Below are 12,324 nucleotides of genomic sequence, written 5' to 3' on the forward strand. Positions count from 1 at the left end.
TGGTACACCGACGTACTGACCAGTAGTACGCCGGAGCCGCGACACGGAGGGGAAACGCCATGGCAGACACCGTGCTCTACGAGGTGAGCGACGGGCTCGCGACGATCACGCTGAACCGCCCCGAGGCGATGAACGCGCTGAACGTCGCGACCAAGGTCGCCCTCCGGGACGCGGTCCAGTCCGCGGCTGCCGACGACGCCGTGCGGGCCGTCCTGCTGACCGCCGCCGGCGAGCGGGCGTTCTGTGTGGGACAGGACCTGAAGGAGCACATCGGGCTGCTGGCCGAAGGGTCGAAGCAGGTCATGAGCACGGTCGCCGAGCACTACAACCCGATCGTGCGGGCGCTGACCGAGGCGCCGAAGCCGGTGGTCGCCGCCGTGAACGGGGTCGCCGCCGGAGCCGGTTTCGGTTTCGCGCTGGCCGCGGACTACCGCGTCGTGGCCGACACGGCGTCCTTCAACACCTCGTTCGCGGGCGTCGCGCTCACCGCCGACTCCGGTGTCTCGTGGACCCTGCCCCGGGTGATCGGTCCGGGCCGGGCCGCCGACCTGCTGCTCTTCCCGCGCAGCATCACGGCCCAGGAGGCGCACGAGCTGGGTATCGCCAACCGGGTCGTACCGGCGGCCTCGCTGCGCACGGCCGCCGAGCAGCTGGCGCGGATGCTGGCCGAGGGGCCGACGGTGGCGTACGCGGCGATCAAGGAGGCGATGGCCTTCGGGTCCTCCCACTCGCTCGCCGAGACGCTGAACCGGGAGGACGAGCTGCAGACGCGGGCCGGAGCCTCCGAGGACCACGCGATCGCGGTGCGGGCCTTCGTCAACAAGGAGGAGCCGAAGTATCTGGGCCGCTGACCCCGGTCACGGCAGCGCAGGAGCGGCTTCGGGGGCCGCGGGACCGTCGTGACCGGTCGCGCGGTGCCCCGCGCCCCTCAAGGGGCGGTTCTCACCACGCAGGTCTCCAGGTGGTCGTCCACCAGGCCGCAGGCCTGCATCAGCGCGTACGCCGTCGTCGGGCCCACGAAGCGCAGGCCCCGCTTCTTCAGGGCCTTCGACAGGGCCGTCGACTCCTCCGTCACCGCCGGCACGTCGGCCAGGGTCCTCGGGACCGGCCGGCCGGCCGGGTCGGGGGCGTGCGACCAGATCAGCTCGTCCAGGTCACCGGGCGCCCAGTCGGCCAGCACGCGCGCGTTGGCGAGGGTGGCGTCGACCTTGGCGCGGTTGCGGATGATGCCCGGATCGGCGAGCAGGCGGGTGCGGTCCTCGTCGGTGAAGACGGCGACCGAGGCGATCTTGAAGTCAGCGAAGGCGGTGCGGAAGCCGGGCCGACGGCGCAGGATCGTGATCCAGGACAGGCCGGACTGGAAGGCCTCCAGGCTGAGGCGTTCGAACAGCGCGTCGTCGCCGTGGACCGGGCGGCCCCACTCCTCGTCGTGGTAGGTCACGTAGTCCGGCGTGGACAGGGCCCAGGGGCAGCGCAGCGCGCCGTCCGCGCCGGCGAGGGCGCTCCCGTCGCTCACTGCTGGTCCTCGGGGGCCGGCTTCTCCATGGAGACGTGGCCGCCGCCGGCCGGGGTCCTGGCGCCGGCCAGTGCGGACTCCAGGTCGGCGATGCGGGCGTCACGCTCGGCGAGTTCGGCGGCGACGCGGTTGAGGGCGTCGTCCACGTCGGCCATGCGGTAGCCGCGGACGGCCAGCGGGAAGCGGAGGTGGTCGATGTCGGAGCGGTCGACCGGGCGGTCCGGGGGCAGCGGGTCGTGCAGTCGCTCGGGGGCGACCTCCGGCAGCGGGCCGGTGCCCTCGCCGCCGCCCACGACGGCGAGTGTCACCGCGGCGACCACGACGGCGAGCGCGATGACCAGGAACAAGAACATAACCATCGGTGGGTCCCCACGCTCGGTGTGCTCGGAGTGGATGTGCTTGGGTCCGATCGTGCCATGCGGGTCCGACGGTTAGGGTCGCAGGCGGTGGATGTGCAGGACGTACTAGGAGAGGTCACAGGGGATGCTCAGGCTGGGCAGGCGTGAATTCGGCGCGCACGAGCCGGTGATCATGGCGATCGTGAACCGGACCCCCGACTCCTTCTACGACCAGGGGGCCACCTTCCGTGACGAGCCCGCCCTCGCACGCGTGGAGCAGGCGGTGGCGGAGGGCGCGGCCATCATCGACATCGGCGGCGTCAAGGCCGGGCCCGGCGAAGAGGTCACCGCGCGGGAGGAGGCCCGGCGGACCGTCGGCTTCGTGGCCGAGGTGCGGCGGCGCTTCCCGGACGTGATCATCAGCGTGGACACCTGGCGGGCCGAGGTCGGCGAGGCGGTCTGCGAGGCGGGGGCCGATGTGCTCAACGACGCCTGGGGCGGCGTCGATCCACGGCTGGCGGAGGTCGCGGCGCGGTACGGGGCGGGGCTGGTGTGCACGCACGCGGGCGGCGCCGAGCCGCGGACCCGTCCGCACCGGGTGACGTACGACGACGTCATGGCCGACATCCTGCGGGTGACCGTGGGGCTGGCGGAGCGGGCGGCGGAACTGGGCGTGCCGAGGGAGTCGATCATGATCGATCCGGGGCACGACTTCGGGAAGAACACCCGGCACGGCCTGGAGGCGACCCGGCGGCTCGGGGAGATGGTGGAGACGGGGTGGCCGGTGCTGGTGTCCCTGTCCAACAAGGACTTCGTGGGCGAGACGCTGGACCGGCCGGTGAAGGAGCGGGTGGTGGGGACCCTGGCGACGACCGCCGTGTCGGCGTGGCTGGGGGCGCAGGTGTACCGGGTGCACGAGGTGGCGGAGACCCGGCAGGTGCTGGACATGGTGGCGTCGATCGCCGGGCACCGGGCGCCGGCGGTGGCCCGGCGGGGGCTGGCCTAGGCCCCTGGGGGCTGCCGCCCCCGGACCCCCGCTTCGGCCCTGAAGGGGCCTCGTCCTCGAACGCCGGACGGGCTGGAACACACGGCCCGGCGTCGGAGAACGAGCCCCTCCGCTCGTCCGCGCCTAGCGGCCCGCCTCCTTCGACACCAGGGCCACGGCCTCCTCCACGTCGTCCGTGATGTGGAAGAGAAGGAGGTCCTTCTCGGAGGCCTTGCCCTGGGCGATCAGGGTGTTCCGCAGCCAGTCGATCAGGCCGCCCCAGTACTCCGTGCCGAAGAGGACGATCGGGAAGCGGGTGACCTTCTGGGTCTGGACGAGGGTGAGTGCCTCGAAGAGTTCGTCCAGGGTGCCGAGGCCGCCGGGCAGGACCACGAAGCCCTGCGCGTACTTCACGAACATCATCTTCCGCACGAAGAAGTAGCGGAAGTTCAGGCCGATGTCGACGTACGGGTTGAGGCCCTGCTCGAAGGGGAGCTCGATGCCCAGGCCCACCGAGATGCCGCCCGCTTCGGACGCCCCCTTGTTGGCCGCCTCCATCGCGCCCGGGCCGCCGCCCGTGATCACGGCCCAGCCGGCGTCGACGAGGGCGCTGCCGAGCCGTACGCCGGCCTCGTACTCCGGGGAGCCCGCCGGGGTGCGGGCGGAACCGAACACGCTGATCGCCGGGGGGAGTTCGGCGAGGGTGCCGAAGCCCTCGATGAACTCCGACTGGATCCGCAGCACCCGCCAGGGGTCCGTGTGCACCCAGTCGGAAGGCGCGCGTTCGTCCAGCAGCCGCTGGTCCGTGGTGCTCGACTGCACCTGGTCCCGCCTGCGGAGGACCGGTCCCAGGCGCTGTTCGTCCGGTGGCTGCTTCTTGCCCTCGGGGTTCCCTGTAGCCATGGTGAGCTCCCTCCGCTTGCGTTGGTTCCACCTCAGCGTAGATCTAGGCGGGTTACGGACGGGGGACGTCGGCGTGTCCGCCCTGAAGCGCCCACACGCCGAACGTCCTCTCAGGCGGTGAGCCAGGCCCTCAGCCGCTCCTCGCCCGCCAGGATCTTGGCCGTCTCCACTCGCTCGTCCCGCTTGTGCGCCAAGTGCGGGTTGCCGGGGCCGTAGTTGACCGCGGGGACGCCCAGCGAGGAGAAACGGCTCACGTCCGTCCAGCCGTACTTGGGCATCGGGGTGCCGCCGACCGCCTTGATGAAGGCCGCCGCGGCCGGGTGGGAGAGGCCGGGGAGGGCGGCCGGGCTGTGGTCGTCGACCACGAACTCCGCCACCCCGCAGTCGGCGAAGACCTCGCGGACGTGGTCGACGGCCTCCGCCTCGCTCCGGTCCGGCGCGTAGCGGAAGTTGACGGTGACGACGCACTCGTCGGGGATGACGTTGCCGGCCACCCCTCCCGTGATGCCGACCGCGTTGAGCCCCTCGCGGTACTCCAGGCCGTCGATGACCGGGTAGCGCGGCTCGTAGGCGGCGAGGCGGGCCAGGATCGGGGCCGCCGCGTGGATGGCGTTGGAGCCCATCCAGCTGCGCGCCGAGTGGGACCGCTCGCCCTTGGTCTTCAGCAGGACCCGCAGGGTGCCCTGGCAGCCGCCCTCCACCTGGCCGTCGGAGGGCTCCAGCAGCACCGCGAAGTCGCCCGCCAGCCACTCCGGGCGGTGCTCGGCCACGTGCTTGAGGCCGTTGAGGTCGGCGGCGACCTCCTCGTTGTCGTAGAAGACGAAGGTCAGGTCGCGGTTGGGTGCCGGGACCGTCGCCGCGATGCGCAGCTGGACCGCGACCCCGGACTTCATGTCGCAGGTGCCGCAGCCCCACAGGACCCCGTCCTCATCCAGCCGCGAGGGGACGTTGTCGGCGATCGGGACCGTGTCGATGTGGCCGGCGAGGACCACACGCTCCGCGCGGCCCAGGTCCGTGCGGGCGATCACGTTATTGCCGTAACGGTCCACCGTGAGGTGGGGCAGCGCACGCAGGACGGCCTCGATCGCGTCCGCGAGCGGCTTCTCGGTGCCGCTCTCCGAACGGAAGTCGACGAGCCGCGCGGTGAGTGCGGCGGCGTCCAGAGTGAGGTCAAGCGGGGTGTCGGCCATGCCGTCGACCCTAACGCGCCCGCTGGGCGTCCGGCTTTTCCGCGCTCAGCGCACGGGCCTCCTCCTCCTCAGTACTCTCCAGTACCTTGTACGCGTGCCAGAGCCGTCCCCCTCTCCCAAGCGCCGCGGCCGCCTCCTCCGTTTCGGGGCGGCCTGCGTGGTCCTGTCCGCCGTCGCGGGTTATGTCGTGGTGCAGTACGTCACCGGCGGCACGGACGATCCGGGCTGCCGGGTCGTCTCGGGCGGCGCGAACGGGGCGACGTACGAGTTCACGCCGGAGCAGGCGGTGAACGCGGCCACGATCGCCGCCGTCGGCACCAACCGGGCCATGCCCGAGCGTGCCGTGGCGATCGCGCTCGCGACCGCCCTCCAGGAGTCGGGGCTGCGCAACCTCACCCACGGCGACCGGGATTCGCTCGGCCTGTTCCAGCAGCGGCCCTCGCAGGGCTGGGGCACCGAGAAGCAGGTCACGGACCCGGCGTACGCGGCGAACATCTTCTACGAGCACCTCGCGAAGGTCCGCGGCTACACCGAGCTCCCGCTCACCGTCGCCGCGCAGCGCGTGCAGCGCAGCGGCTACCCGGAGGCGTACGCCAAGCACGAGCCGGACGCCACGGTGCTGGCCGCCGCGCTGACCGGGACGGCGGCGGCCACGCTGACCTGCAACGGCCGCTCGGCCACCGCGCCGACGTCCACCGGTCCGGACGCGGTGCGGGCGGCGCTGGTCCGGGACTTCGGGCGGGGCGCGCTCCGGCAGGTGGGCTCGGAGGCCGACGCGCAGGACGTCGCGTCCACTCCCTCGGCGGAACCGGACGCGCCGGCCGCCGAGAGCGGTGGGCGGACCGTGACGCTGCCGGTGACCGAGGACACCGCCTCCGGCGGGCGCAGTGTCGGCGAGCGTGGCTGGCAGCTGGCGCACTGGGCGGTGGCCAACGCCTCGGCGCTGCGCATCGAGAGCGTGTCGTACGCGGGCCGGGAGTGGGTCTCCGGGAACACCGACAGCCGGTGGCGGGCGACCGGCTCGACCAGCGCGGAGGCCGCCGGGGCGACGGGGGCGGGCGGCGGAGACGGCAGCGTACGGATCGTCACCGGGCAGTAGACCGCGCAGCAGTACGGGTCGTCACTCGGTCGGGTCACGTACGGACCGTTCGGGCGACCTGGTGCTCAGGTTTTCGCGCCGTCACCCCCGCATCCGACGAATCCCTTGCGGACAAAGGGCTTCAGGGGTTTGACGGACTTTCACATCGGGCGGTTTTTGCCCGTTTTTATCCGCAGGCGATAATGCGACGCATTGCCAACTCTTTACGTTGGCCGTGCGCAACCTTCGCGGGCTTCGAGCGGTAGTCAGTGCGTCCGGGCCCGGACAGACAGACAGTCACAGCAGTCACAGACAGTCCTTGTTCTCTCCCGTCGAAGGAGCATCATGTCCCTCCCCCTGACCCGCCGGATCGCCCGTGCCGCGCTGCTTGTCGCTGCGGGAGCGGCCGCCGGGGTCGGTGCGGCCGGCTCCGCCAGTGCGGCCCCCAGCCTTCCCGCCGCTCCGAACCTCGGCGGACTGACCGCCCTGGACGCGGCGAGCGTCGGCACCACGGTCGACGGCGCGACGCAGAACGTCACCGGACTCGCGGGTGAGACCGGTGGCAAGGCCGTGAAGCAGACGGTGCCGGCCGCGGGCAAGACCGGCGGCAAGGCCGTGAAGAAGGCGGCGCCCGCGGCGCAGAAGACGGCCGGCGAGGCCGCGGGCTCCGCCGGGGGCCTCCTCGGCGACACCGCGTCGACCGCCACCAAGGGCGGACTGCCGACGGACTCGCTCACCAAGGGCGGGCTGCCCGGCGCCGAGACCCTGCCGGTGAAGAGCCTGCCGCTCGGCTGACGCCCCTCGAGCCGGTGACGGGGTCCAGGGTGTTCCCTGGGCCCCGTCTCGTCGTTGCGGCGGGCCGGGCGGGCGCGGGACGCGTCCTGGCGTCCCGGTGTCCCGGCGTCCTGGCGTCCCGGTGTTTCAGCGGGCGAGCCGCGCGACCGCCGCCGCGATCCGCTCGTCCGTCGCCGTCAGGGCCACGCGGACGAAGTTTTCGCCCGCCTCGCCGTAGAAGTCGCCGGGGGCCACCAGGATGCCCAGGTCCGCCAGGTGGGCGACGGTGGTCCAGCAGGACTCGTCCCGGGTGGCCCAGAGGTACAGGCTGGCCTCGCTGTGCTCGATGCGGAAGCCGTGGGCGAGCAGTGCCTCGCGCAGCGCGGTGCGCCGGGCCGCGTAGCGTTCCCGCTGCTCACGGACGTGGGCGTCGTCACCGAGGGCTGCCACAGCCGCCGCCTGCGTGGTCGCCGACGTCATCATGCCGCCGTGCTTGCGGATCTCCAGGAGCGGGGCCAGGACGGCCGGGTCGCCCGCCAGGAAGGCCGCCCGGTAGCCCGCCAGGTTGGAGCGCTTCGACAGCGAGTGGACCGAGACGATGCCCTCGTACGAGCCGCCGTTGACGTCCGGGTGCAGGACGGAGACCGGGTCGGCCTCCCAGCCCAGCTCCAGGTAGCACTCGTCGGAGAAGAGCAGGACGCCGTGCTCACGGGCCCAGGCCACGATCCGGGTCAGCTCGTCCTGGGAGAGCACCTTGCCCGTCGGGTTGGACGGCGAGTTCAGCCAGAGCAGCTTCAGCCCCTCCGGGTCCAGGTCCGTGGGGTCGTCGTAGACCTCGTACCCGGCGCGGGCCAGGCGGGCGCCGACCTCGTAGGTCGGGTAGGCCAGGCGCGGGTAGGCGACCCGGTCGCCGGGGCCGAGGCCCAGCTGGGTCGGCAGCCAGGCGACCAGTTCCTTGGAGCCGACGATCGGCAGCACGTGCCGATGGGTCACACCGCGGGCGCCGAGCCGCCGCTCCACCCAGCCGGTGATCGCGTCGCGCAGCTCTGGCGTGCCCCAGACCGTCGGGTAGCCGGGTGAGTCGGCCGCGTCGATCAGGGCCTTCTGGATCAGCTCGGGGACCGGGTCGACGGGGGTGCCGACGGAGAGGTCGACGATGCCGTCCGGGTGGGCCGCGGCCGTCGCCTTGTACGGCGCCAGCTTGTCCCAGGGGAAGGTGGGGAGACGGTCGGAGACTGCGGACACGGCTTCTGGCTCACTTTCTGGTACGGCAGCTGCCCCTGACGGCAAACGCCTCGGCCCCGCACGGCGATCTGAGGTGATCAGGCCGTACGGGACCGAGGCGGCACGAGGTGCGGGCCGCTTTACTGGTTCTGCGGCGGCAGCGCGGCGACGAAGGGGTGGTCGCGCTCGATCAGCCCCAGCTTGCTGGCACCGCCGGGCGAGCCGAGCTCGTCGAAGAACTCGACGTTCGCCTTGTAGTAGTCCTTCCACTCCTCCGGAGTGTCGTCCTCGTAGAAGATCGCCTCGACCGGGCAGACCGGCTCACAGGCGCCGCAGTCGACGCATTCGTCCGGGTGGATGTACAAGGACCGCTGGCCCTCGTAGATGCAGTCGACCGGGCACTCTTCGATGCACGCCTTGTCCTTGACGTCGACACAAGGCTGCGCGATGACGTAGGTCACGCTGTCGTTCCTCCTCGATAGGGCGCTGGCGGGCCTCCTCAGGCTCCGCCGCCTGGCGCGCGGGAGCGCGGCGTCGTCGATGCCCGCCTCTAGTATCTCCGTTCCTGGGCACGATCCGAACAGGAGGGGTGAACTGACCTGTGGAAATCTCGGCCGCCGGACGCCTCGAGGTCCGCATAACCACTGCTGACGTGGGCAAACGTGTCTCCGTACGATGCCTGACCGAGGCGGGTACCACCGGGGGGAAATTCACCGACACGGTAGGCGTTCTCACATCATGGGACGCCGGTGTGCTGGTGATCACACGGAAGAGCGGCGAGAGCGTCCGCGTTGACGCATCCTCGCTGGTCGCCGGGAAGGTCGTACCGGCCGCCCCGGCCCGCCACCGGGGTCCGGCCGCCGACTACGAGGAGCTCGCGCAGGTCGCCTCCCGGGCCTGGCGTCCGCTGGAGAGCGCGCGGCTCGGCGGGTGGGAGCTGCGGGCCGCCGCCGGGTTCACCCGCCGGGCCAACTCGGTGTTGCCGCTCGGCGCGCCGGGCGTCCCGCTCGACGAGGCCCTGGACGTCGTACGGCGTTGGTACGGGGAGCGCGGGCTGCCCGCCTATGTGCAGACCGCGACGGGGGCCGAGGGCACCCAGGAGCTGCTGTGCGCGGAGCTGGAGCGGCGCGGGTGGGTGCGTGAGGTGAGCTCCGAGTTGTGGATCGGGGCACTGGCGCCCCTCGCCGACCGGGCGGAGGCTGAGGGGGTGGTCCTGGCCCGGGAGGCCGACGAGGCGTGGCTGGCCCGGTATCAGCGCAAGGGGGTGAGCGAGGTGGCCCTGAAGGTACTGGGGAGCGGGGCCTCGGTGTGGTTCGCGTCGGTGCCCGGGGCGTCGGGCGAGGCTCCCGCCGCCATCGGGCGGTGTGTCGTGGACGGGCGCTGGGCCGGGTTCGCGGCGGTCGAGGTCGACCCGGCACAGCGGCGGCGGGGCCTGGCCACCGTCGTGATGGCCGCGCTCGCCCGGCGGGCACTGGACGAGGGGGCGTCGGCGGCCTGGCTCCAGGTGGAGGAGCGCAACGCGGGAGCACGGGCGCTGTACGCCGGGATGGGCTTCGCGGCGCATCACGCGTACCACCACTACCGGGAGCGGACGTGAGCGGGTTCGAGGCCGGGGAGGTGCGGCGGCGGTTCGCCGAGGAGGCGCGGGCCGAGCGTCCCGACCTGGCCCTGCTGTGCCTGCTGATCGGCGCTGAGCCGGACCGGGAGCTGGACGAGGCCGCACTGGACGCCGCGCAGATCGAGCTGGACCGGCTGGCCGGAGAGCTGCCGTACCGGCCCGGCGGGCCGCGGGAGTGGGCGGTGGCGCTGCGGGAGCTGCTCGGCGAGCGGTACGGGTTCCGTGGCTCGGCCGCGGACTACGAGCGGCTGGAGTCCTCGCTGCTGCATCGGGTGCTGGTACGGCGGCGGGGCCTGCCGATCCTGCTGTCCGTGGTGTGGGTGGAGGTGGCGCGGCGGGCCGGGGCACCGGTGTACGGGGTCGCGCTGCCGGGGCACTTCGTGGTGGGGTTCGGGCCGCCCGCGGACCTGGAGCGCCAGGTGCTCGTCGATCCCTTCGACGGGGGCCGTATCCTGTCGGGCGATGACGCGGAGTCGCTGGTCACCGCGGCGACGGGGGCGCGGCTCGAGCCGTCGATGCTGGTCCCGGCGGAGCCGTTGGACGTCGTGACGCGGATCCTGAACAACATCCGGTCGTGGGCCCTGGCCCGGCCGGAGCGGTCGGATGTCGCGCTGTGGGCCGTGGAGCTGGCGCTGGCGGTGCCCTCCCATCCGGCCCGGTTGCGGTACGAGAAGGGGCAGTTGCTGGTGCAGCGGGGGGACTTCGTCGGCGGGGCCGTGGAGCTGGAGGAGTACGCGGGGCTGGTGGAGGTCGTGGACGAGGGGACCGCGGAGCGGGTGCGCAAGGAGGCGTTCGCCGCACGGGCGATGCTGAACTGAGGCCCGTGGGAGGGCTGTCGGGGGGCTGTCCGGGGGCCGTCAGAGCCTGGCCGGGGCGCTGCCGCTCACAGCCAGCCCTTCTCCCTCGCGGTCCGTACCGCCTCGGCCCGGTTGCGGACCGCCAGTTTCTGTATCGCCGTCGACAGGTAGTTGCGGACCGTGCCCTGGGACAGGTGCAGGGCCGCCGCCAGTTCCGCGTTCGTCGAACCGTCGGCCGCCGCGCGCAGGACCTCGCGTTCGCGGTCGGTGAGGGGGTTGGCGCCGCCCGCCAGGGCCGCCGCCGCGAGCGTGGGGTCGATGACCCGCTCGCCCGCCAGAACCTTGCGGACCGCCTCCGCGAGCTGCGCCGCGGGCGCGTCCTTGACGAGGAAGGCGTCGGCGCCGGCCTCCATGGCACTGCGCAGATACCCGGGGCGGCCGAAGGTCGTGAGCACGACCAGCTTCAACCCCGGCAGTTCCTTGTGGAGTTGCGCGGCGGCCTCGATGCCCGTCGCGCCCGGCATCTCGATGTCGAGGAGGGCCACGTCGATGTCGTGGGCGCGGGCGGCCGCGAGGACCTCGTCGCCGCGCGCCACCTGAGCGACCACCTCGATGTCGTCCTCGAGGCCGAGCAGGGCCGCCAGGGCCTCGCGGACCATCGACTGGTCCTCGGCCAGCAGGACCTTGATCATGCCACCACTCATGAGCGGGATCCTACGTCCGGTACCGGGCCGGCCGGGACCCGGGCGGTCAGCCGGAAGCCGCGCCGGGCGCGGCCCGCCTCCAGGGTGCCGCCGGCCTTCTCCAGGCGCTCGGTGAGGCCGGTGAGGCCGTTGCCGGGGCCCTTGCCGGAACCGCCGGACCCGTCGTCCTCGACGGAGAGTTCGAGGACGGGCCCGTCCAGGGTCTGGCGCCGCACCAGGTCCACCGTGCAGCGGGCGCCGCCGCTGTGCCGTACGACGTTGGTGATCGCCTCGCGCAGGGTCCAGGCGAGGGCGGACTCGCTCTCCTCGGGGACGCCGTCGAGGTCGGGTTCGGCGGGGATCACGGCGGTGATGCCGGCCGCCGTCAACGCGACCTGTGTGCCGGCTAGTTCGGCGGCGAGACGGGGCCGCCGATAGCCGGTGACGGCCTCCCGGACGTCCACCAGGGCCTGGCGGCTGACCTGTTCGATGTCCGCGACCTGCTGGGCGGCCTTCTCGGGATGGCCGGGGAGCATCCGGCCGGCCAGCTCGCTCTTGAGGGTGATCAGCGAGAGCGAGTGGCCCAGCAGGTCGTGCAGGTCCCTGGCCAGGCGCAGCCGTTCCTCGTTGGCGGCGAGCTGGGCGACCGTCGCGCGGGCCTTGCGCAACTCCACTGTCGTGCGGACCAGTTGGCTCACCCCGGTCATCGCGAAGCCGATGAGCAGGACCAGCAGGAGGAGGTTGAGCGCCTCGTCCTCGTCGGTGCGCAGGCCGACGAGGAGCATCACGGCGGCCGTGCCCGGGATCGTCCAGAACGCCACCCGCGGCGGGAGCACCATCCCGCAGGCCACGGAGACGTAGCAGTACAGGCCGAGCCAGGCGGAGCCGAGGGTGAGGCAGAGGACGGTGGCGAGCACCGCCATGGAGCCGATCAGGGCGGCGACGAGCCCGTCGGGGTAGGGCGCGGCCCCCATGTCGCGGAAGAGCAGCGACAGGTAGACGGTGACGAACACCGCCAGGCCCAGCCAGCCGGCCACCGTGCCGCCGGTGGTGTGGTGGCCCGAGACGAGGTCGTGGACCGGCGAGCTGAGGAACACCAGCCAGACGCCGATCCACAGCGCTTTGCGCCGCCACAGTTCGCGCGTCGTGCGGGCGGTCTGGCCCAGCGCGATCGGCGGTCCGCCCCGGGCCTTCCCGGACAGCTGGTCGTCCGTCATG

General features: G+C 72.8%; 14 protein-coding genes. 6 read left to right on the forward strand and 8 right to left on the reverse strand.

All coding sequences use genetic code 11. The features are described from left to right. Nucleotides 1-59: 59 nt before the first annotated feature. Entirely contained in the window at nt 60-851 is a 792-nt protein-coding gene (locus tag ACFVYS_RS11885) for an enoyl-CoA hydratase/isomerase family protein (protein WP_389501167.1), read from the forward strand. 77 nt (nt 852-928) lie between these two features. Here the strand turns inward: ACFVYS_RS11885 and ACFVYS_RS11890 are convergent, their stop codons facing one another. Beyond that, nucleotides 929-1,516 carry a DNA-3-methyladenine glycosylase I gene (locus ACFVYS_RS11890; protein ID WP_389501169.1) on the reverse strand — a complete coding sequence of 196 codons (588 nt, stop codon included), beginning with the start codon at nt 1,514-1,516 and terminating at the stop codon, nt 929-931. Then, complete coding sequence (locus tag ACFVYS_RS11895; RefSeq protein WP_028806537.1) at nt 1,513-1,875, reverse strand: DivIVA domain-containing protein; 363 nt, start codon at nt 1,873-1,875, stop codon at nt 1,513-1,515. Before ACFVYS_RS11895 ends, ACFVYS_RS11890 begins: the two co-directional genes overlap by 4 nt. A 124-nt stretch (nt 1,876-1,999) precedes the next feature. Here ACFVYS_RS11895 and folP point away from each other — a divergent pair, with 124 nt between their 5' ends. After that, the gene (folP, locus tag ACFVYS_RS11900; RefSeq protein WP_389501171.1) at nt 2,000-2,860 is read left to right on the forward strand and encodes a dihydropteroate synthase; all 861 of its coding nucleotides are present in this window, start codon (nt 2,000-2,002) and stop codon (nt 2,858-2,860) included. Between the two features lie 123 nt (nt 2,861-2,983). Here folP and ACFVYS_RS11905 read toward each other — a convergent pair whose 3' ends face one another. Next, complete coding sequence (locus ACFVYS_RS11905) at nt 2,984-3,742, reverse strand: TIGR00730 family Rossman fold protein (RefSeq protein WP_389501173.1); 759 nt, start codon at nt 3,740-3,742, stop codon at nt 2,984-2,986. A gap of 110 nt (nt 3,743-3,852) precedes the next feature. Next, the gene (gene dapE / locus ACFVYS_RS11910) at nt 3,853-4,932 is read right to left on the reverse strand and encodes a succinyl-diaminopimelate desuccinylase (protein WP_389501175.1); all 1,080 of its coding nucleotides are present in this window, start codon (nt 4,930-4,932) and stop codon (nt 3,853-3,855) included. 94 nt (nt 4,933-5,026) lie between these two features. On the opposite strand from dapE, the gene ACFVYS_RS11915 reads away from it, so the two are divergent. Both ACFVYS_RS11915 and ACFVYS_RS11920 read left to right on the forward strand, forming a co-directional pair. Then, nucleotides 5,027-6,031 (forward strand): heavy metal transporter, encoded by a 1,005-nt coding sequence (locus tag ACFVYS_RS11915; protein WP_389501177.1) that lies wholly within the window; start codon nt 5,027-5,029, stop codon nt 6,029-6,031. A gap of 324 nt (nt 6,032-6,355) precedes the next feature. Next, on the forward strand, nt 6,356-6,805 hold the full coding sequence (locus tag ACFVYS_RS11920; RefSeq protein ID WP_389501179.1) for an ATP-binding protein: 450 nt from the start codon (nt 6,356-6,358) through the stop codon (nt 6,803-6,805). 126 nt (nt 6,806-6,931) lie between these two features. On the opposite strand, the gene ACFVYS_RS11925 is transcribed toward ACFVYS_RS11920, so the two are convergent. Both ACFVYS_RS11925 and fdxA read right to left on the reverse strand, forming a co-directional pair. After that, complete coding sequence (locus tag ACFVYS_RS11925; RefSeq protein ID WP_389501181.1) at nt 6,932-8,029, reverse strand: bifunctional succinyldiaminopimelate transaminase/glutamate-prephenate aminotransferase; 1,098 nt, start codon at nt 8,027-8,029, stop codon at nt 6,932-6,934. 119 nt (nt 8,030-8,148) lie between these two features. Beyond that, entirely contained in the window at nt 8,149-8,469 is a 321-nt protein-coding gene (gene fdxA / locus ACFVYS_RS11930) for a ferredoxin (protein ID WP_003973842.1), read from the reverse strand. A gap of 140 nt (nt 8,470-8,609) precedes the next feature. Between fdxA and ACFVYS_RS11935 the strand changes: the two genes are divergently transcribed. Next, on the forward strand, nt 8,610-9,605 hold the full coding sequence (locus ACFVYS_RS11935; RefSeq protein ID WP_389501183.1) for a GNAT family N-acetyltransferase: 996 nt from the start codon (nt 8,610-8,612) through the stop codon (nt 9,603-9,605). Beyond that, nucleotides 9,602-10,444, forward strand: a complete 843-nt coding sequence (locus ACFVYS_RS11940; RefSeq protein WP_389501185.1) for a tetratricopeptide repeat protein — start codon at nt 9,602-9,604, stop codon at nt 10,442-10,444. Before ACFVYS_RS11935 ends, ACFVYS_RS11940 begins: the two co-directional genes overlap by 4 nt. Before the next feature lie 65 nt (nt 10,445-10,509). On the opposite strand, the gene ACFVYS_RS11945 is transcribed toward ACFVYS_RS11940, so the two are convergent. Both ACFVYS_RS11945 and ACFVYS_RS11950 read right to left on the reverse strand, forming a co-directional pair. Further along, nucleotides 10,510-11,127 carry a response regulator transcription factor gene (locus tag ACFVYS_RS11945; RefSeq protein WP_054242692.1) on the reverse strand — a complete coding sequence of 206 codons (618 nt, stop codon included), beginning with the start codon at nt 11,125-11,127 and terminating at the stop codon, nt 10,510-10,512. After that, nucleotides 11,124-12,323 (reverse strand): sensor histidine kinase, encoded by a 1,200-nt coding sequence (locus ACFVYS_RS11950; protein ID WP_389501454.1) that lies wholly within the window; start codon nt 12,321-12,323, stop codon nt 11,124-11,126. The genes ACFVYS_RS11945 and ACFVYS_RS11950 overlap by 4 nt, the downstream gene beginning before the upstream one ends. Between the last annotated feature and the right edge of the window lies 1 nt (nt 12,324).

It is taken from the genome of Streptomyces sp. NPDC058295 (assembly GCF_042880655.1).
Classification (GTDB): domain Bacteria; phylum Actinomycetota; class Actinomycetes; order Streptomycetales; family Streptomycetaceae; genus Streptomyces; species Streptomyces coriariae.

Excerpts from the sequence above, each read along its gene's own strand:
- ACFVYS_RS11905 (WP_389501173.1), bottom strand. The coding sequence starts at position 3,742 with ATGGCTACAGGGAACCCCGAGGGCAAGAAGCAGCCACCGGACGAACAG.
- dapE (WP_389501175.1), bottom strand. The coding sequence starts at position 4,932 with ATGGCCGACACCCCGCTTGACCTCACTCTGGACGCCGCCGCACTCACC.
- ACFVYS_RS11950 (WP_389501454.1), bottom strand. The coding sequence starts at position 12,323 with ATGACGGACGACCAGCTGTCCGGGAAGGCCCGGGGCGGACCGCCGATC.
- ACFVYS_RS11945 (WP_054242692.1), bottom strand. The coding sequence starts at position 11,127 with ATGAGTGGTGGCATGATCAAGGTCCTGCTGGCCGAGGACCAGTCGATG.
- ACFVYS_RS11895 (WP_028806537.1), bottom strand. The coding sequence starts at position 1,875 with ATGGTTATGTTCTTGTTCCTGGTCATCGCGCTCGCCGTCGTGGTCGCC.
- folP (WP_389501171.1), top strand. The coding sequence starts at position 2,000 with ATGCTCAGGCTGGGCAGGCGTGAATTCGGCGCGCACGAGCCGGTGATC.
- ACFVYS_RS11885 (WP_389501167.1), top strand. The coding sequence starts at position 60 with ATGGCAGACACCGTGCTCTACGAGGTGAGCGACGGGCTCGCGACGATC.
- ACFVYS_RS11920 (WP_389501179.1), top strand. The coding sequence starts at position 6,356 with ATGTCCCTCCCCCTGACCCGCCGGATCGCCCGTGCCGCGCTGCTTGTC.